The 19,116-nt window shown below is 70.2% G+C and carries 18 protein-coding genes; 6 read left to right on the top strand and 12 right to left on the bottom strand.

Translation table 11 applies throughout. The features are described 5' to 3' along the window. The first annotated feature begins 71 nt into the window (after positions 1-71). Together F7R91_RS36560 and F7R91_RS36555 are read left to right on the top strand one after the other, a co-directional pair. On the top strand, positions 72-1,235 hold the full coding sequence (locus F7R91_RS36560; RefSeq protein WP_150957358.1) for an adenosine deaminase: 1,164 nt from the start codon (positions 72-74) through the stop codon (positions 1,233-1,235). Between the two features lie 140 nt (positions 1,236-1,375). Then, positions 1,376-1,804: an ATP-binding protein gene (locus tag F7R91_RS36555; protein ID WP_150957355.1), complete on the top strand. Its 429-nt coding sequence runs from the start codon at positions 1,376-1,378 to the stop codon at positions 1,802-1,804. Between the two features lie 94 nt (positions 1,805-1,898). On the opposite strand, the gene F7R91_RS36550 is transcribed toward F7R91_RS36555, so the two are convergent. From F7R91_RS36550 to afsQ1, 5 genes are all read right to left on the bottom strand, one after another. Next, positions 1,899-2,099, bottom strand: a complete 201-nt coding sequence (locus F7R91_RS36550) for a PspC domain-containing protein (RefSeq protein ID WP_150957352.1) — start codon at positions 2,097-2,099, stop codon at positions 1,899-1,901. Positions 2,100-2,191: 92 nt separating this feature from the next. After that, a complete protein-coding gene (locus F7R91_RS36545; RefSeq protein ID WP_150957349.1) occupies positions 2,192-2,743 on the bottom strand; it encodes a VanZ family protein in 552 nt (183 codons plus the stop codon). A gap of 112 nt (positions 2,744-2,855) precedes the next feature. Next, positions 2,856-3,500 (bottom strand): hypothetical protein, encoded by a 645-nt coding sequence (locus F7R91_RS36540; protein WP_225320994.1) that lies wholly within the window; start codon positions 3,498-3,500, stop codon positions 2,856-2,858. Between the two features lie 35 nt (positions 3,501-3,535). After that, entirely contained in the window at positions 3,536-5,101 is a 1,566-nt protein-coding gene (locus F7R91_RS36535) for a sensor histidine kinase (RefSeq protein WP_150957346.1), read from the bottom strand. Next, positions 5,098-5,775 (bottom strand): two-component system response regulator AfsQ1, encoded by a 678-nt coding sequence (gene afsQ1, locus F7R91_RS36530; protein WP_191971798.1) that lies wholly within the window; start codon positions 5,773-5,775, stop codon positions 5,098-5,100. The genes F7R91_RS36535 and afsQ1 overlap by 4 nt, the downstream gene beginning before the upstream one ends. 286 nt (positions 5,776-6,061) lie before the next feature. Between afsQ1 and F7R91_RS36525 the strand changes: the two genes are divergently transcribed. Further along, a complete protein-coding gene (locus tag F7R91_RS36525) occupies positions 6,062-6,799 on the top strand; it encodes a SigE family RNA polymerase sigma factor (protein WP_150957341.1) in 738 nt (245 codons plus the stop codon). A gap of 199 nt (positions 6,800-6,998) precedes the next feature. On the opposite strand, the gene F7R91_RS36520 is transcribed toward F7R91_RS36525, so the two are convergent. Next, a complete protein-coding gene (locus F7R91_RS36520; protein ID WP_150957338.1) occupies positions 6,999-7,733 on the bottom strand; it encodes a uridine kinase family protein in 735 nt (244 codons plus the stop codon). Between the two features lie 61 nt (positions 7,734-7,794). Between F7R91_RS36520 and F7R91_RS36515 the strand changes: the two genes are divergently transcribed. Next, complete coding sequence (locus F7R91_RS36515; RefSeq protein WP_150957335.1) at positions 7,795-8,199, top strand: hypothetical protein; 405 nt, start codon at positions 7,795-7,797, stop codon at positions 8,197-8,199. A gap of 193 nt (positions 8,200-8,392) precedes the next feature. Here F7R91_RS36515 and F7R91_RS36505 read toward each other — a convergent pair whose 3' ends face one another. The 3 genes from F7R91_RS36505 to deoC are packed head-to-tail and all read right to left on the bottom strand — an operon-like array spanning position 8,393 to position 11,710. After that, positions 8,393-9,319, bottom strand: a complete 927-nt coding sequence (locus F7R91_RS36505; protein WP_150957332.1) for an aldehyde dehydrogenase family protein — start codon at positions 9,317-9,319, stop codon at positions 8,393-8,395. Further along, positions 9,312-10,748, bottom strand: a complete 1,437-nt coding sequence (locus tag F7R91_RS36500; protein ID WP_150957329.1) for an aldehyde dehydrogenase family protein — start codon at positions 10,746-10,748, stop codon at positions 9,312-9,314. The genes F7R91_RS36505 and F7R91_RS36500 overlap by 8 nt, the downstream gene beginning before the upstream one ends. 5 nt (positions 10,749-10,753) lie before the next feature. After that, entirely contained in the window at positions 10,754-11,710 is a 957-nt protein-coding gene (gene deoC, locus F7R91_RS36495) for a deoxyribose-phosphate aldolase (protein WP_150957441.1), read from the bottom strand. A 124-nt stretch (positions 11,711-11,834) separates the two neighbouring features. On the opposite strand from deoC, the gene F7R91_RS36490 reads away from it, so the two are divergent. Then, on the top strand, positions 11,835-12,536 hold the full coding sequence (locus F7R91_RS36490) for a PH domain-containing protein (protein WP_150957326.1): 702 nt from the start codon (positions 11,835-11,837) through the stop codon (positions 12,534-12,536). A gap of 143 nt (positions 12,537-12,679) precedes the next feature. Here F7R91_RS36490 and F7R91_RS36485 read toward each other — a convergent pair whose 3' ends face one another. Beyond that, a complete protein-coding gene (locus tag F7R91_RS36485) occupies positions 12,680-14,638 on the bottom strand; it encodes a galactose oxidase early set domain-containing protein (RefSeq protein WP_150957323.1) in 1,959 nt (652 codons plus the stop codon). A gap of 359 nt (positions 14,639-14,997) precedes the next feature. Here F7R91_RS36485 and F7R91_RS36480 point away from each other — a divergent pair, with 359 nt between their 5' ends. After that, the gene (locus tag F7R91_RS36480) at positions 14,998-16,920 is read left to right on the top strand and encodes a Dyp-type peroxidase (protein WP_225320992.1); all 1,923 of its coding nucleotides are present in this window, start codon (positions 14,998-15,000) and stop codon (positions 16,918-16,920) included. Between the two features lie 102 nt (positions 16,921-17,022). Here F7R91_RS36480 and F7R91_RS36475 read toward each other — a convergent pair whose 3' ends face one another. Both F7R91_RS36475 and F7R91_RS36470 read right to left on the bottom strand, forming a co-directional pair. Beyond that, a complete protein-coding gene (locus tag F7R91_RS36475; RefSeq protein WP_191971797.1) occupies positions 17,023-17,763 on the bottom strand; it encodes a class I SAM-dependent methyltransferase in 741 nt (246 codons plus the stop codon). Positions 17,764-17,830: 67 nt separating this feature from the next. Next, positions 17,831-19,024 carry a cytochrome P450 gene (locus tag F7R91_RS36470; RefSeq protein WP_150957317.1) on the bottom strand — a complete coding sequence of 398 codons (1,194 nt, stop codon included), beginning with the start codon at positions 19,022-19,024 and terminating at the stop codon, positions 17,831-17,833. Positions 19,025-19,116 lie beyond the last annotated feature (92 nt).

The following is a 19,116-nucleotide window of genomic DNA, read 5'->3' as shown; positions in this document are numbered from 1 at the left end:
CGTGGTCACCGTTACGTATCGACGGATACGTACACCGGGTGATCTACGCGCGTAGGAGGTAGAGTGCGGAAATGACGAGCCAGACTGACCGGATGGGGACCTCCCCGAGCTCGGACCAGATCCGCCGGGCACCCAAGGTTCTGCTGCACGACCACCTCGACGGAGGGCTGCGCCCCGGCACCGTCGTGGATCTCGCCCGCGAGACGGGCTACTCCCAACTCCCCGAGACCGACCCGGACAAGCTCGGCGTCTGGTTCCGCGAAGCCGCCGACTCCGGCTCTCTGGAACGGTACCTGGAGACCTTCTCCCACACCGTCGGCGTCATGCAGACCCGCGACGCCCTGGTCCGGGTCGCCGCCGAGTGCGCCGAGGACCTCGCCGAGGACGGTGTCGTCTACGCCGAGGTGCGCTACGCCCCCGAGCAGCACCTCGAAGGCGGGCTGAGTCTCGAAGAGGTCGTCGAGGCCGTCAACGAGGGCTTCCGGGAAGGGGAGCGGCTCGCCCGGGCGAACGGCCACCGCATCCGCGTCGGCGCCCTGCTCACCGCCATGCGGCACGCGGCCCGCGCCCTGGAGATCGCCGAACTCGCCAACCGGTACCGGGACCTGGGCGTCGTGGGCTTCGACATCGCCGGCGCCGAGGCCGGCTACCCGCCCACCCGGCACCTCGACGCCTTCGAGTACCTGAAGCGCGAGAACAACCACTTCACCATCCACGCCGGTGAGGCCTTCGGCCTGCCGTCCATCTGGCAGGCCCTCCAGTGGTGCGGCGCCGACCGGCTCGGGCACGGCGTGCGCATCATCGACGACATCCAGCTCCACGAGGACGGCTCGGTGAAGCTGGGGCGGCTCGCCTCGTACGTCCGGGACAAGCGCATCCCGCTGGAGCTGTGCCCCAGCTCCAACCTCCAGACGGGGGCGGCGTCGTCGTACGCCGAGCACCCGATCGGGCTGCTGCGCCGGCTGCACTTCCGGGCGACCGTGAACACCGACAACCGTCTGATGTCGGGCACCAGCATGACCCGGGAATTCGAGCACCTTGTCGAGGCATTCGGTTACACGCTCGACGACATGCAGTGGTTCTCCGTCAATGCGATGAAATCAGCGTTCATTCCTTTCGATGAACGACTCGCGATGATCAATGACGTCATCAAGCCCGGATATGCCGAGCTGAAGTCCGAATGGCTGTTCCAGCAGACCGCCTCCACCAGCGGTTCTGTGGAGACAGAGGGCTGATCGGGGGAATCGCGACGGCACGGAATGCGGGCGGGTTTTTACAATCCGTTCGCATTTCGGTGTTTGCGGACGGCAGCTCGGCGTGTTTACGGTCGAGGACCGCTCACATCCCCGTCATCCCATTTCGAGGACGCATTTTCATGAAGCAGTCTGCTGCCAAGACCCTCGGCGTCGCCGCTCTCGGTGCCGCTTTCGCCGCCGCCGGCGCGGGCGCCGCGAACGCCGCCCCGGTCGCCCCGGACGCCGCCCAGGCGCTCGACGGCATCCACCAGACGCTCCCCGCCCAGCACCTCACCGGCACCCTGCCGGGCGCCGACCAGGCGCTGGCCCAGGGACAGAACGCGGCCGGCATGGGTCTCGCCGCCGCCCAGCCGGCCACGCAGAAGCTGCTCGCCGACGGCCCCGCCGCGCCGGTCAAGGGGCTCCTCGGCGGACTGCCGGTCGGCCGGGACGTGCCCTCGGGGGACCTCCTGCACACCATGCCGGTCGGCAAGCCGCTTCCGGCGCACGGTCTGCCCACGGACGGCCTGCCCTCGGAGGGCCTCTTCCACACCATGCCGATCGACTGAGCGGCAACCGGTGAACGCGCCGGTGGGGCGCACCCCTTGGACACGGGGTGCGCCCCACCGGCGTCCGTCCGAACGCCGGTGCAGGAAACGGGGCCTACCAGGCAGTCCGCGCCTTGTCCTCCGAGGGCAGCAGGATCCACAGCGCTATGTAGAGCAGGAACTGCGGGCCCGGCAGCAGACAGGAGAGCACGAAGATCACGCGCATCGTCGTCGCGGAGGTGCCGAAGCGCCGTGCCAGCGCGGCGCACACTCCGCCGATCATGCGGCCTTGGGTGGGGCGGGCAATGGCGGTCATTTCGGCTCCTTCACGAGCGTCCGGCGAGGCTTCCCGAGTGGCTGCCTCATCTGTCTTCAACGCTACGGAACCGAAGCGGACAAAGCGTCGCTCTACGGGGCGATGCCGACCCTGGGAATCGTCGGGGTGCGACCCTGAGACGTCTCCTCCTGGGGGGCGGGCCTCCGTCGCCGTGACCGGGACCTGCGGCGAAGCCATGCGCGGGACGCGGGGACGACGGCGAGGTGCGCCAGCGCCACTCCCACCGTGTTGAGGAGCAGCGAGTCGACGTCCACGACCTGACCGGGCACGCCGGTCTGCAGCAGCTCGATGCCCAGCGAGACCAGGGCGCCCGCGGCGACCGTGCGGACCAGGGAGCCGAGCGGGAAGGCCCAGAGCCTGCCGTGCACCATCGGGAGCAGGACGCCCAGCGGTGCGAGCAGCGCGAGCCCCTCGCCGATGCGACGGGCGGCCTCCTGCCAGCCCAGCGCGAGATCCGCGCGGATACCGGAAAGCGGATGCAGGTTGGGCGGCATCACCCAGGGAACGTCCAGCGGGCGCAGCGTGAACCAGGCGACGAACGCGAGGTGTGCGACGAGGAGTACACCCCCTGCCACACGGACGCGTATCGCGGCGCTGCCGCCGATGGAGCCTTGACGCTGCACGCCCCCCTAGACGCGTCCCCCGGCACGATCGGTTCCGGCTTTTTCTTGTGGCTCGGTTCACCTCCGGGGCGCACCCGTACACGCACGCCCCCGCGGCTCACCCGCCCGCCGCCTACACCTCCGTCGACGGCAGTTCCGCGCTCCCCGGCCGAGCCCGTACCTCGTCCGTGCACTCGTAGCGGAGCAGCGGACTCGCGCCCGGGCCGCCGAGGATGACGGAACCGTCGCCCTCCGCCGCGGCCGAGTCGGAGAACGTGCAGACCACCTGGGCGAGGGCGTAGGAGGAGAGGTCGCCGGGCGGGGTGCTCAGGCGCAGCGCGTCCTCCGGGTCCCGGGGGCGCGGCCCGGTGACGGTCATGCCGCCGCGGACGTCCGTGCTGTACCCGGCCTCCTTCTCGGCGGGCGACGGCGTCGCGGCGAGCTGGTCGAGCAGTCCCTGCGCCACGAGCACCCGCCGCTCGGTGTCCGCGGTGCCGTCCGGGACGCGCACCGTCCGGTCGACGGCCACCAGCGACGAGCCGCACAGCAGGAACACCCGCACCGGCAGCCCGCGCGAGGCCTGCGCGGAGACGTCCGGCTCGGACAGCGAGCAGCGCACACGGGAGGGCGCCGGGCCGAAGTCCGTGGGCACCTCCGTGGCCCGGATGCCGCACCCGGCGAGCACGGCGGCGAACACGGTGATCAGCAGCACGGGGAGTGCGGGCAGCCGCCGTACGATGATCAGCCGCCGCTCGGTGATCAGCCGCTGTACGGCCATCCGACGTCGTACGGTCGTCTGACGTCGCACGTCCATCAGGCATCCCCCTTCTTGCCCTCGTCGCCGCCGGGGGGCCGCTCCGTGAGCGCCGACGCGTCCCGCGGCAGCCGCAGGGTGAACACCGCGCCGCCCTCGGGGAAGTTGGCGGCGGTGATCTCGCCGCCGTGGATGTGGGCGTTCTCCAGGGCGATGGACAGTCCGAGCCCGCTGCCCTCGGAGCGCGGGCGGGAGGCGCTCGCCTTGTAGAACCGGTCGAAGACGTGCGGCAGGACGTCCTCGGGGATGCCGGGACCGTGGTCCCGCACCTTGATGACGAGCTCGTCCTCGGCGAGGCGCACGGCGACCCGCACCGGCGAGCCGCCGTGCTTGAGGGCGTTGCCGATGAGGTTCGCCAGGATCACGTCGAGGCGGCGCGGGTCGAGGCGGGCGTGGATGCCGCGCTCGGCGTCCAGCTCGACCGCGTCCAGCCAGGCGCGGGCGTCGATGCAGGCGGTGATCTGGTCGGCGATGTCGACGTCGTCCAGCACCAGCCGGGCGGTGCCGGCGTCGAAGCGGGTGACCTCCATGAGGTTCTCGACGAGGTCGTTCAGCCGCCGGGTCTCGCTGACGACGAGCCGTACGGCCGGCTCGATCATCGGGTCCATGCTCCCGGACTCCGTCTCCAGTTCCTCCTCCAGCACCTCGGTCACGGCGGTGATGGCGGTCAGCGGGGTGCGCAGTTCATGGGACATGTCGGCCACGAAGCGGCGGGACGCCTCGTCGCGCGCGGCCATGTCCGCCACCCGCTTCTCCAGCGCCTCGGCCGTCTTGTTGAACGTCCGGGAAAGGTCGGCCAGTTCGTCGGTGCCCGACACCCTCAGCCGGGTGTCCAGCTTGCCCTCGCCGAGCCGGCGGGCGGCGATGCCGAGCCGGTGCACCGGCTTCAGCACGGTCGTCGCGGCGGCCTGCGCGAGCAGCGCGGAGCCGATCAGCGCGAGGCCGGTGGCGATGCCGAGGGACCAGGCCAGCGAGTTGAGGTCCTTGGCCTCCGGTTCCAGCGACTTGAGCATGTAGCCGGTCGGCCCGCCGCCGATCACCTTCGTGCCGGCCACCAGAAACGGGGTGTCGTGCTCGACGACCCGCTGCCAGTACAGGTGGTACGGGGACTTGTTGCCGCCGTTGACCGGCTGCTCCTTGTTGACGGCCTTGCGCAGCGACGCGGGCACGTCCTTGAGCGTGAAGCTGTCGAGGGCGCCGGAATTGCCGTACACCGTCCGGCCGCTCGCGTCCTCGGCGACGAGCAGCACGCTGAAACGCTGGCTGCTGTTGGCCATCTGACCCGCGGTGTGCTGCAGTTCGTCCTGCGTCGGGTTCTCGGGCAGCGCGCCGGCGCGGTTCTGCATCTCCTGCTGGAAGTCCCGCAGCACCGCGTCCTGGGTGCGGGTGAGCACCGCCTCGCGGTTGAGCCAGTACGCGATCCCGGACGCGGACACGGCGGCGGTCAGCGCCACCAGCGCGAACACGACGACGAGCCGCAACCGCAGACTGGTGAACCGCAGCCGCGACCACACTCCCTTACGAGCCACGGCCCAGCCGCGGATCCCCCCTTGCGCTTCGGTCACTGAGGCGTGTCCAGCCGGTAGCCCACACCGCGCACGGTCCGGATCAGGGTCGGGGACGACGGCACGTCCTCGACCTTGGCGCGCAGCCGCTGCACACACGCGTCGACGAGCCGCGAGTCACCCAGGTAGTCGTGCTCCCACACCAGCCGCAGCAGCTGCTGCCGCGACAGGGCCTGCCCCGGCCGCCGGCTGAGTTCGAGCAGCAGCCGCAGCTCGGTCGGCGTGAGCTGCAGATCCTCCCCGTTCTTGGTGACGGTCATGGCCGCACGGTCGATGACGAGCGAACCGAAGGTCGCCGAGTCGGTCGCCTCCCGCTCCCCGCGCCGCAGCACGGCACGGATCCGGGCGTCCAGCACCCGGCCCTGCACCGGCTTGACGACGTAGTCGTCGGCGCCGGACTCCAGCCCGACCACCACGTCGATGTCATCGCTGCGGGCGGTCAGCAGGATGATCGGCAGCTGGTCCGTGCGCCGGATGCGCCGGCACACCTCGAACCCGTCGATGCCGGGCAGCATCACGTCCAGCACGATCAGATCCGGCCGCTGCTCACGCAGCAGTTTCAAGCCGTCCTCGCCGGTGGCAGCAGTGGCCACACGGTGTCCCTGGCGCGTCAGTGAGAGCTCCAGGGCCGTGCGGATGGCGTCGTCGTCCTCGATCAGCAACAGGGAAGGCACGGGCTCATTCTGGCCCATGGAGGGGGTGCGGTTCGACCTGTGGGGGTGCTCTGTCTGCCCGGCCCCCCGCGGCGAGCCGTGCAACCGCTTGCGCATATCCGTGCGTCCGTCCCTACGGCACCCACCCGTGCGTCCCCTGTGCGGGGGCTGTCACAGACCCCTGTGACAGGCCTGTGACAGTCGGCGGACACGGCCATGAAGTCGCCCGGGCAAGCTTTTCGGCACAGGCAAGGAAGCAAGTCGAACCACAGCAGAACGCCGGGAAGTCCACCACGGGGGGCGCGAGATGAACACGCTGCACAGCACCAGCACAAGCGCAGTGATCACGCGTCTGCACGACGTCACCCGGGGTTCGGAGAAGTCCGGTGCCGTGAGCGGGCGGGGGTGCGCTCGCGGCACCGGGCGTCAGCACACCGCGTACATGACGGTGGTTGACGGTTTCACGGGGGAAACGCACGGGGGAAGCGCGTACAGGGAGGACCCGGGGGAGCGTCGTTCGGTGTCGGAGGCGGAGTTCACCGCCTACGTCCAGGAGCGCCGCGCCTCCCTGTACGCGACCGCCTATCACCTCACCGGTGACCGCTTCGAGGCCGAGGACCTGCTGCAGAGCGCGCTGTTCTCGACGTACAAGGCGTGGGACCGGATCAGTGACAAGGCCGCGGTCGGGGGCTACCTCCGCCGCACCATGACCAATCTGCACATCAGCGCGTGGCGCCGCCGCAAGCTGAACGAGTACCCGACCGAGGAACTGCCGGAGACGCCCGGTGACACGGACGCGATGCGCGGCACCGAGCTGCGCGCGGTCCTGTGGCAGGCGCTGGCCCGGCTGCCCGAGCTCCAGCGCACCATGCTGGTCCTGCGCTACTACGAGGGCCGCACGGACCCGGAGATCGCGGAGATCCTCGACATCAGTGTCGGCACGGTGAAGTCCAGCATCTGGCGGTCGCTCCGCCGGCTGCGCGAGGACGAGGTCCTCAGCTTCGGCCGTGACGAGGCAGACGCCTTCGGCGAGCTCGTGGCCTGAAGGTTCGGGGGGAGCAGGTAACGGGGGCAGCAAGCAGGGGGGCCGACGGGGGTCACGGGGGACCAACGGGGGAGCACAAAGGAAGCGGGACTGGGCGGCCGGGGGGTCCGTCCGGTCCCGCTCTCGTTGCGTGTTGCCCCGTTGGTCTCCGGGGCGCTCGGGGCGCTCCCCTACGGCTCACGCGCGGGCGAGGGCGCGCTCAGGAGCCGTCGGTCCGCTCTCCGATCCCCGCGGGGAGCCTGCCGCCGGCCGGGCAGCGGCCCGCGGCCGCGTCGGCGAGGCGGCCGAGGGCCTCGTCCTTGTCGCAGCGGTGCGCGCCCAGCGCCGTCTGGCGGGCGATGATCGAGCGTTCCCGGCGCATCAGCCGCCAGCCGCGGCGCAGCAGGAACGGCACCGACTTGCGGCCCTCCTTCAGGTCCCGCAGGAAGCGCCGGCGGAAGGTCCGGACCGGGCCGCGGCTCAGACACAGCGCGTCGGCCAGCACGCCGAGCTCCTGGCAGCGGGTGACGATCTCGGCGGCGAAGATGCCCTCCGCGATGAACAGCGGGGTCCGCCCGACGTCGACCGACTCGGTGCCGGTACGGGCGCTCAGCGCGATGTCGTACACGGGAACGTTCGTACGGCCCGTGCGGCACAACTCCACGATCGAGGCGACGGCCGTGTCCGCGTCCCATGAGTCGGGGTGGTCCCAGTCGATGTCGGAGCTCCCGGCCACCAGCGGCAGCGTGGGGTCGTCGCCTTCCTTGTAGAAGTCGTCGAGCCGCAGGACCGGGAGGCCGGAACGGGCCGCGAGAAGGGACTTGCCGGAGCCGGAGGGGCCGCAGAGCAGCACGACTCGCGTCGGTATGGGTGGATGGGAGCTCACGGAACACCAGTGTGAGGCATCGGCCGGGCCCCGAACGACCCCGCGGGTCGGCTTTGAAGCGTGCGTCACACCTCAACTACCCTTCGTGTCTGTCCGATCACCCGGCGCATTGCAGAAGGTGGCAGCAGAAATGGCCCGACACGGCTCCCCCCACACTCCGACCGTCCAGCGCGTCCTCGTCGCCCTCGCGACCGCGGGGGTGGCGCTGGGAGCGGGCGCGGCGACCGCGTCCGCGGACACCGATCCGGTTGCGGACGTGCTGTATGCGCAACCCGTCTCGTTCGGCGACGTCGACCCGCAGACCGGCATCGAGACGCTGACCGGTGCAGTCGGTTACGCCACGGGCCCGGTGTGGGCCCTCAGGCCCAACCCGCTGGCCGGCACCGGTGTCGACCCCCTCGACAACGGAGTCGCCACCCAGTTCGCCGACTTCCAGCCGCTGTACTCCCAGTCCCTGACCGATCCGTTCGCCGAGGCGCAGTCCTTCAGCAGTATGCCGGTGGCGGGGGAGGTGGCGGAGCTGCTCAACGGCTGACAGCGCGGGAGCGGCGAGTGAGCCGAAGGGGCGCGCCGGTGTCGAGGGTTCGAGCGCGCGGAGGCCCGAAGGGCTGAGCACGGTCGAACCCTCGACACCGGCTGGAGCGCCCCGGAGGCGAACCGAGCCCCACAAAAAGGGGGAGCCGCCGTGCCCGGGACGGAGGGAAGGCGGCTCTCGGTCTCGGTGCGGCTCAGTACGACGAGCCCGACGCGCCCAGCGACCCCGTCGGGTGCCAGACCGTCTTCGTCTCCAGGAACGCCGTCATGCGCTCAGTCCCCGGTGTCGTCGCGTAATCCACAGGCTGTGGACGAAGAACCCGCTTCAGATTGTCCGCCGCCGCGATCTCCAGCTCCTTCGCCAGTACGTCGTCCGCGCCGGCCAGGTCGATCGCGTTGACGTCCTGGTGCGCGGCCAGCGGCGCCGCGATCTCCGCCGTACGGCCCGACAGGATGTTGACGACTCCGCCGGGCAGGTCGGAGGTGGCCAGCACCTCGCCCAGCGACAGAGCCGGCAGCGGGGACTTCTCGCTCGCGATCACGACCGCCGTGTTGCCGGTGGCGATCACCGGGGCGACCACGGAGACCAGGCCCAGGAAGGACGACTCCTGCGGGGCGAGGACCGCGACCACGCCGGTCGGCTCGGGGGAGGACAGATTGAAGAACGGTCCCGCCACCGGGTTGCCGCCGCCGACCACCTGGGCGATCTTGTCGGTCCAGCCCGCGTACCAGACCCACCGGTCGATCGCCGCGTCCACCTGGGCCGCGGCCTTCGACTTGGACAGGCCCTCCGCGTCGGCGACCTCGCGGACGAACTGCTCGCGGCGGCCCTCCAGCATCTCGGCGATGCGGTAGAGGATCTGGCCGCGGTTGTACGCCGTCGCGCCGGACCATCCGCCGAACGCCTTCCGCGCGGCCACGACCGCGTCACGGGCGTCCTTGCGGGACGAGAGGGGAGCGTTGGCCAGCCACTTTCCCTTGCCCGCCGCGTCAGCGGCTGATGTTGCTGTCGTCACCTCGTACACCCGGCCGCTCTCGGAACGCGGGAACTTCCCGCCGATGTACAGCTTGTAGGTCTTGAAGACGGAGAGTCGCTCAGTCTTTTCGGTCTTCTCAGACATCGAGGTACCCCTCCAGGCCGTGGCGGCCGCCCTCGCGGCCGAAGCCCGACTCCTTGTAGCCGCCGAACGGCGAGGTGGGGTCGAACTTGTTGAACGTGTTGGACCAGACCACGCCCGCGCGCAGCTTGTTCGCGACGGCGAGGATCCTCGACCCCTTCTCCGTCCAGATGCCCGCCGACAGGCCGTACGGTGTGTTGTTGGCCTTGGCGACGGCCTCGTCCGGAGTGCGGAAGGTGAGCACGGACAGCACCGGGCCGAAGATCTCGTCGCGGGCGACGGTGTGGGCCTGGGTGACGTTCGTGAAGAGCGTCGGGGCGAACCAGTAGCCGCTCTCGGGCAGTTCGCAGGCGGGGGACCAGCGTTCGGCGCCCTCCGCCTCGCCCTGCGCGACGAGCGAGGTGATGCGCGAGAGCTGTTCGGCGGAGTTGATCGCGCCGATGTCCGTGTTCTTGTCGAGGGGGTCGCCGAGGCGGAGCGTGGACAGCCGGCGCTTGAGGGAGTCGAGCAGCTCGTCCTGGACCGACTCCTGGACCAGCAGCCGGCTGCCCGCGCAGCAGACCTGGCCCTGGTTGAAGAAGATGCCGTTCACGATGCCCTCGACGGCCTGGTCGATCGGGGCGTCGTCGAAGACGATGTTGGCGCCCTTGCCGCCGAGTTCGAGGGTGACCTTCTTGTGGGAACCCGCGACCGCGCGCGCGATCTCCTTGCCGACGGCGGTGGAGCCGGTGAAGGCGACCTTGTTCACGTCCGGGTGGGCGACGAGCGCGGCGCCCGTGTCGCCGTATCCCGGAAGGATGTTGACCACGCCCCTGGGCAGGCCCGCCTGACGGCAGATGTCAGCGAAGAACAGGGCGGAGAGCGGGGTGGTCTCGGCCGGCTTCAGGACGACCGTGTTGCCCGTCGCCAGGGCCGGGGCGATCTTCCAGGCCAGCATCAGGAGGGGGAAGTTCCACGGGATGACCTGGCCGGCCACGCCCAGCGGCCGCGGGTTCGCGCCGAAGCCCGCGTGGTCGAGCTTGTCGGCCCAGCCCGCGTAGTAGAAGAAGTGCGCGGCGACGAGCGGCAGGTCGGCGTCCCGCGTCTCCTTGATCGGCTTGCCGTTGTCCAGGGTCTCCAGGACGGCCAGCTCACGGCTGCGTTCCTGGATGATCCGGGCGATGCGGAACAGGTACTTCGCACGCTCGGAGCCGGGCAGCGCCGACCATGTCCCGAAGGCCTTGCGGGCGGCCCTGACGGCGCGGTCGACGTCCTCGGAACCCGCCTGCGCGATCTCGGAGAGGACCTCCTCGGAGCTCGGCGAGACCGTCTTGAAGACCTTGCCGTCGGCCGCCTCGGTGAACTCGCCGTCGATGAACAGGCCGTACGAGGGCGCGATGTCGACGATCGCGCGGGACTCGGGGGCCGGTGCGTATACGAATGCGGATGCCATGGTGATCAGTCCACCGTCACGTAGTCGGGACCGGAGTAGCGGCCGGTGGCCAGCTTCTGCCGCTGCATCAGCAGGTCGTTCAGAAGCGAGGAGGCGCCGAAGCGGAACCAGTGGTTGTCCAGCCAGTCCTCGCCCGCGGTCTCGTTGACCAGGACGAGGAACTTGATCGCGTCCTTGCTGGTGCGGATGCCGCCCGCAGGCTTCACCCCCACCTGTACCCCGGTCTGGGCGCGGAAGTCGCGGACCGCCTCCAGCATGAGGAGCGTGTTCGCCGGCGTGGCGTTGACGGCGACCTTGCCGGTGGACGTCTTGATGAAGTCCGCCCCGGCCAGCATGCCGAGCCAGCTGGCCCGGCGGATGTTGTCGTACGTCGACAGCTCGCCTGTCTCGAAGATGACCTTGAGGCGGGCCGCCCCGCAGGTCTCCTTCACGGCGACGATCTCGTCGTACACCTTCAGGTAGTGGCCCGCGAGGAACGCCCCGCGGTCGATGACCATGTCGATCTCGTCGGCGCCCGCGGAGACCGCGTCGCGCACGTCGGCCAGCTTCACCTCGAGCGCGGCGCGGCCGGCCGGGAAGGCGGTGGCGACCGAGGCGACCTTCACACCGGAGCCGGCGACGGCCTCCTTGGCGACGGCCACCATGTCGGGATAGACGCAGACCGCGGCCGTGGTGGGGGTCGTACGGTCGGTCGGGTCTGGCCGGACCGCCTTGGCGCCGAGCGCCCGGACCTTGCCCGGGGTGTCCGCGCCTTCCAGCGTCGTCAGGTCGACCATCGAGATGGCGAGGTCGATGGCGTACGCCTTCGCGGTCGTCTTGATGGAACGGGTGCCGAGGGAGGCGGCGCGCGCCTCCAGGCCGACCGCGTCGACGCCGGGCAGCCCGTGGAGGAAGCGGCTCAGCGTGCTGTTCGACGCGGTGACGTCTGCGAGCGAGTGTGCGGCTGATGCGGTGGTGGGCATGGTCACCAGACGAGCATATCTACGCGCGTAGCGGCTGTACACCCCGGAAGAGGAATCCGCTGCTCATCCTTTACGGCGCCACCGTGTACGAGCGGTGTCCAGGGTGTCGTGCACAATCGGGACCATGACGACCCCCGAGCATCAGCCACCACCACCGCAGCCCTCGGCACCCGTGTCCAAGGACCGGATCTACCGCTCGCCGATGGGCCTCGTGGGCGGCGTGCTGCTGCTCGCCATCATCCTCTGGCTCGGCATCGACGCGCTGGTCGTGGGCAAGGGGCGCACACCGTGGCTGGCGCTCGCCACGCTGCTCCTGGTGGTGCCGCTGGTGATGGCCTTCACGCTGCGGCCCGCGGTCTTCGCGGGGGAGGACCGGCTGCGGATCCGCAACCCGTTCCGGGTGATCGTGCTGCCGTGGGGGCAGGTCGAGACGTTCCGGTCCGGCTACTCGAACGAGGTCCTTGCCAAGTCGGGCACGAAGTTCCAGCTGTGGGCGATCCCGGTCTCGCTGCGCGGCCGCAGCCGGGCGGCGCGGCGACAGGCGCGGGCCGAGGCGGAGAAGGAAGGCAAGGGCGGCCGGAGCAGGGGAGCACGGGGGGCGTGGGGCGCCGGCACGGGCGGCGGCCTCACGGGCACGCACGCGGTCGACGACGGGCCGATGCGCGCGGAGACCGACAAGATCATGGACGACCTGGGCGCTCTGCTGGAGGCCCGGGGCAAGGCGGCCACGGCACAGGGCGAGGTGACCGTGCGCTGGGCCTATGAGGTCATGGGGCCGGCAGTGGCCGGGGCGGTGTTGCTGGGGGTTCTGGCCGGGATGGGGTGAGGTTGCGGAAACCCGGCAGGTGCGTCGGCTGTATCGACGGACCGCCGCCGCGCACTCCGGACCGGATGCCCGGAGTGCGGGACCGCCCGTCGAGGCGGGCGGTCCCGCACTGCACCCCGGGGATCAGGATCTGCAGCTGGAGATCATGAGGTCTGTGCCGGCTCCAGCTTCACCCACTTCGCGACGCTCGGCACACCCCGGGCGTCGACCAGGAACAGCATGTACCACCCGGGCGGGGCGTCGGCCGCCGAAGGCGGTGTCTGAAGGGTGAGCCGGGTGTCGTTGACGCTGTTGATCCTCAGCTTCAGATGGCGCTGGTTGGAGTTCGTCGAGTGCGTCACGGTCGACGGCGCGATCAGGACGGCGCCAGCGATCTTGTCCGGCGTGCGGGTGTCCACGGAGAACGCGGAGTTGTAGCGCACCGGGTCGACCGGGACCTGGTTGAGTTCGGGCCGGTCGCCCACATGCAGGTACCACGGCTCGAAGATCTCGATGCTGCCGTGCATGTCGTCCTTGATGTCAGGGTCGTTGGCGATCTGCTGGGCCTCGTCACCGGTGACCATGACCCGGCCGTCCGGCATGAGCACCGCGTTGGAGTGGTAGCCGCGCGGCAGCCGCTGCACCGGGCCGAGCGTCCAACTGCCCTGCGCGTCCCGCATCTCGGTGTGGCGGTACTTCGGCAGGGCGTTCGGGTTGTACATGCCGTTGCCGTAGTTACGGATGTGGAAGGAGCCGTTGACCGTGAACAAGTTGCCGTCCGGCATGATGAGGGTGTTGTCGTTCGCCCGGCCGAACGCCCGGGGCTGTCGCGTCACCCACCGCTCGCCCTTGACCAGCTCGTACGTGTTCGCGTTGTCCCGGTTGCCGCCGAGGACCAGGACGGAGTCCGGGCCCTGGTAACCGTTGGGCAGCGCCACCGCGGAACCGTTGATCCGCTCCGGGCTGCAGCCCTCGCCGCCCCCGTCCCTCTGGTCCTTGCAGGGGATGTTGGGGCGGTCCGGCAGCTTCGCGCGCTGCTCCGTCGTCAGGTCGAAGACGAACTGTTCGTTGTCCATCCGGCCGAGACCGTAGACCTTGCCGTCGCGCAGCGTGAACAGGTGCGGATAGTCCCTGGTGAAGGGCGCCTGCGCGCCGAACGCGTCCACGGGCAGGTTCGTGGGCGTGTCGCTCTTCTGCCACGGCACCGGGAAGTTCTTGGCGGGGAAGCGCTCCACGATGGGGGTCGGGGTGCCCCAGCCGATCTCCGACTGGCCCGACATGATGAGCAGCCGGCCGTCGGGACCCTCCACGACACCCGGGTACCAACGGCCGACCGACATGTCCTTGTTGAGGTACCAGGTCTCGGTCCACGGGTCGAAGACCAGGGACAGTTTGGCGCCGCTGCCGCCGTTGCCGCCGAGGTTGCCGCCGAACACCCCCAGCATGCCGTTGGGCAGGAACGCATGACCGGAGCAGAAGAACGGCGCCGGGCGTGCCTCGCCCGTGCCGTCCGGCATCACCACCGACGGCGGAGTGACCTGCTTGAACGCGGAGGGACCCGTTCCCATGGAGGGGTCCCACAGGAAGGCCCGGCCCGCGTTCTCCTTGCCGATCACGTCGGTGGGGGCGGTCTCCTTCTGGGGGTTGGCCTGGATCGGCTCGAAGGAGAAAAGCAGCACCTTGCCGGTGGGCAGCATGGCGACGTGGTCCCCGTAGTCCGGCGAGTTGACGTACTCGTTGAACCGGCCGAACTGCTCGGCGGGGTACTGCTGGTTGGTCTCCGCCTGTGACGCGGTCAGCTGCCGCAGTCGCTCCGTGCGCGTCGCCTGAGGGTACTCGTCCGACAGGGCCTGGACCCCCGCCCGGAGGCGGGCGTGCTCCCGGGCGTGCTGCTCGCCCAGGGCGGCCGCCTCTCCCGGGACGATGTTCTTCTTGATCTGCTGTTCCGTCACACGGAACTTCGCGGACTTGCCGGACTCGCCGGACTCGCCGGCGGGGGCGGACGGGGCATGGTGGGCGTCGTCGTGTCCCAGGGCGGCGGGGGCGCCCCACACGGTTGTGGCGGTCACCGCGGACACGACCAAGCACGCCGTGCGGATCGCGGACAGTCTTCTGTGGGCCATGAGTCTCCTTGCCGGCAGGGCGGAGCAGGGAAAGGGAAAAGGAAGGGAAGGCCGTGGAGCGCGGCGCGGATCAATGGCCGCGCCACGCACACTTTCAGCGATTGCCATGTTTTGCGGTGGTCAATCCGTTGTCATGTCCTGAAGTCCACTCGGGCGAACGACACCTGAATTCAGCTCAGCCCATATAGCGGGGCGCACGGCGTCGCAGCCGGACTTCACCGAATACGCCTGCGCTCCGGCAATCGGGCAGAAGACCCTGATTGATCGGGTGAATAACCCGAGAGCGTCCCGTCGGCGTGTTCCTGCGTGGTACGGCCAGTCGAGATCATCCAGCCGAAATTCCCGGAGGAAGTGACTCCATGGCCACGGCCACAACCGATCCGAGAGACCTGTTCCTGCGTGAGAACACCGACATCCAGGGCGATGTCCTCGCCGGATTCAAGAAGGACCACATGCAGCTTCTGTTCCTCCGTTTCGAGGACCAGCAACTGGCGCGTGCGTGGTTGAAGAAGCTACGTCCGCTCATCGCCAACACCAGGGATGTCGCGAAGTTCAACAGGGAGTTCTCCCGGGCTCGCTCGTACTCCGGTGGCGACGACCCGAAGAACCTCAACGCCCTGTGGTACGGCCTCGGTCTCACCTTCGACGGACTGCAGTTCCTCGTCGGCCGCAATCCGCTCCCCGGCGTCGACAACAACACCACCGACGGCCCGCTGAAGGCTTTCGTGGAGGGCCCGGCGAAACGCGCCCAGGCACTCGGCGACACCGGCCAGAACGCCCCCCAGAACTGGCTCTTCGGAAACTTCGGTGACGGACGGGTCCACGCGGTGCTCACCCTCGCCGCCGACGATCCGCAGACACTCCGCGCCACCCTCGGTGACGTGCGCCAGGATCTCGCCCGCGCCACCATCGTCACCGTCTACGAACAGGACGGCGCCACCCTCGAAGGCCCCCGCCGGGGCCGGGAGCACTTCGGTTTCAAGGACGGCGTCAGTGAGCCGGCGATCATGCACCTCGACGAGCCCGAGGACATCCCCGACCCCGTCTACGAGAAGGGCCACCCCGGCACCATCCTCGTCAAGCCCGGGGAGTTCGTCGTCGGACTCCGGCGGGAACGGCCGCACCCGCTGCCGTACCCGGAGTGGGCGCACTTCGGTTCCTTCCAGGTGGTGCGCCGGCTGGCCCAGGACGTGCCCGCCTGGTGGGCCGGCGTCGCCCAGCAGCTGGCGGTGCTGAAGCAGAAGAAGGCGGTGCCCGACGATGCCACCACCGAGTGGCTGGCGGCCCGCGTGGTCGGTCGCTGGCGCTCGGGTACTCCCGTGGCGAAGTGCCCGCACGCCGACATGTCGAACAACTCGGAGTCGTCGGGCGACAACGACATCTCGTTCGCCGACGACCTCGACGGGAAGCTCACCCCGTTGTGGTCGCATCTGCGCAAGACCAACCCCCGGGACGGTTTCGTCGACCCGAGGAAGCCGGACAAGCCGGTCAAGGACACTCAGTTCAACCACCGCCGGATCATGCGCCGCGGCATCCCGTACGGGCTGCCGTTCGACCCGTCCGCCTCCGTGCTCAACGGCCCGGACGCGCCCCGGGGCCTGGTCTTCGTCAGCTACCAGGCCGACCTCTACCGGCAGTTCGAGTTCATTCAGCGGGACTGGATGAACGACGAGACCTTCCCCAGGCCCAACCCCAACACCCACAACAAGAAGGTGCCGCCCGGTGACCACCCCACCGGCGCCGACGCCGTGGCGGGCGAGGAGACCACTGTCTCCTGGCCGGGGCCCGAGGGGCCGGTCCCGCTGAAGTTCTCCCAGTTCGTACGGACCGAGGGGGCCGTGTACGCCTTCCTGCCGTCGCTCCCTGTGCTGGACCGGCTGGCAGAGGGCCAGATGAACACCAACATGGTCGTCGAGAGCAAGACGATCTTCACCTTCAACAGCTTCGACCACACCGACCGGAACATGGTCGACTCGGGCACGGTCCGGCTGGTCCTCACGGAACAAGGCCAACTCCAGATCATCGACAGCCGGAGCAACCAGCCCCTCTGGAAGGCGAAGAACGCCGATGGCCAGGAGGTCGCCGCAGGCGCAAACGCCCAGGCCGTGTTCGACAACGGGGAACTGTTCCTCATCAACCCGGCGGACCCGAGCCGCCATCTGTTCTCCTCCGGCACCGAGAACCACCCCAACGCCAAGCTCGTCGTCCAGATGGACGGCAACGTGGTGATCTACGACGAGGGCAAGCCGATCTGGCACACCGGCACCAACACCAAGGGCTGATCCGGCGTCCTTCCGGCCTGCCGTCCCTCTCACCGTCCAGCCGTCCAGCCGCCCCACCGGCGGGTGGACGGCTGGACGGTGGAGCCACAGCCACCTGCCCCGTCAGTCCCCGGGACCGAGGAGACAGCAGTGCTGCCGCTCCGGTACCGCCGGAGGCCGCACCTCGGCGGCAGGGAACAGCGATCTGACGTGGTCGGGGCTCCACAGCACGTCGTACCGCTCGCCCGGGGGAACCGGGGCGGCGGGGTCGAAGTGAAGCGTACGGTCCACGACGGCGCACCAGGGCGCCTGCACAGCCCGGTCGATCGCGGCCTGCGGATGACCGGGAACGGACGCCCGCCCAGGACCCGCCCCGCCGGACCGACTGTCCAGCCGCCATCGCACGTTGGACACCTGCCCCGAGCCCGGCGGCGTCCAGCCGGGATCGATGAAGGTGAAGGCGAGCAGGCCGTCGTCCGTCAGTATCGGCCGCAGTGCCCGCACCAGTTCGACGGCCTCGTCGTCCGGCGTGTGGGTGAAGACGGAGTACGCGAGGACGTAGTCGAAACGCGTCCCCAGGCCGGGCAGCCGAAGCCCGGGAACGCCGCCCGGATTGAACTGCGGGTTGTACCGGTCGTAGTACACCCAGTGTGCCTGCGGCCGGCGTCGCCGCCCCGCCTCGATCGCCGCCCGCGACACATCCACGCACCAGTAGTCCGACGGACGGATCCGGCCCCCTGCCTCCTCCAGGAACGTGCCCACGTTCCCGCCGAAGTCCAGCACCCTGCGGCCGGACCAGTCCGGGTGACCGAGCTGGACGTCGAAGTAGCGGAACTGGCCGGACTTCGTGGAGATGAAGGACACGCGCCAGGCTACGGCCCCTGCGCCGCCGGAGCCGTACGACCTGCGGTCCCGGGCCGGCCCGTTGCGCTCACCAGGTGACGGGCAGCGCAGCGAGCACCTGCAGCCGCTGATGGTCCCGCCAGCCCACCGGCGCCCGGGGAGCCGCCCGCAGCCCGGGAAAGCGGGCGAGCAGCGACGTGATGCCGATCCGCAGCTCCGCCCGCGCCAGATGGGACGCCAGACAACGGTGGATGCCATGGCCGAACGCCAGATGCGGATTGGGGTCGCGGCCCAGGTCAAGGCGTTCGGCGTCGGGGAAGACCGCCGGGTCGTGGTTGGCGGCGTTGAGGGAGACCACGACGGACTCGCCGGCCCGGACGGTCACCCCGGCCAGCTCCACGTCCTCGGTCGCCATCCGGATCTGCCCGTCCCGGAGCACCAGCTGGTGGCGGAGCAGCTCCTCCACCGCGCTCTGAGCAAGCGCCGGGTCGGCACGCAGCCGGGCGAGGTCGGCGGGCCGGTGCAGCAGGGTGCGCAGGGCGCCCGCCAGGACGCCGGTCACCACCGGGTGGCCCGCGAACAGCAGGCTGATGCCCAAGCCGGTCAGCTCCGCGTCCGACAGCGAGCCCTGTTCGTCGTGGGCCGTGACCAGGGTGCTGAACAGATCGTCGGCCGGCTGCGCGCGCCGGGCCTGCGTGAGCGCGGCCAGGTAGTCGCACATCTCCTGCTGGGCGGCGACGATCCGCTCCACGGGGTTGCTGCCGATCATCGTGTCCATCAGGGCCAGAATCCGGCCGCCGTCCCCGGCCGGGATGCCCAGCCACGCGCAGATCACGGCCATGGGCAGCGGGCGGGCGAAACCGGTGACCAGGTCGGCGGGCGGGCCGGCCTCCGCCAGGGCGTCGAGCAGCTCGTCGGTGACGCGACGGATCAGCGGCAGCGACCGCTGGACGCGCTGCGCCCGGAACTCCGGCATGACGAGTCGGCGCAACCGGGCGTGGTCCGGCGGCTCGGTGTCCCGCAGGAGGGTCACACCGGGCGGAAACGGGGTGGTGAACAGGCGGGGCGCGTCGGGCGCGGTGGTGGCCGGCACGCTGAAGCGCCGGTCGCGGAGCACCAGCCGTACGTCCTCGTACCGGGTCACCAGCCACACCTCGTGTCCGCTGGCCACGACGACGCGGGCCGCGGGTTCGTTCTCGCGCAGCCAGGCCAGTCTCTCGAACATCTCGGTGACGACGTGCGTGTCGAAGGGGAAGGCGACGGGTCGTCCGGCGACGGACATCGGAGCCACTCCTCACTCGGCTCGGGCTGTTCGAGTCGGGTGCGTTCGGGTTGGAGGCATTCGGGTCGGGTGCGTTCCGTTCGGAGGTTTTC

The organism is Streptomyces luteolifulvus, assembly GCF_008806595.1.
In the GTDB taxonomy this organism is placed as follows: domain Bacteria; phylum Actinomycetota; class Actinomycetes; order Streptomycetales; family Streptomycetaceae; genus Streptomyces; species Streptomyces luteolifulvus.
The sequence above is the reverse complement of the archived record's forward strand: the minus strand, read 5'-3'. Positions and strand labels throughout refer to the sequence as shown.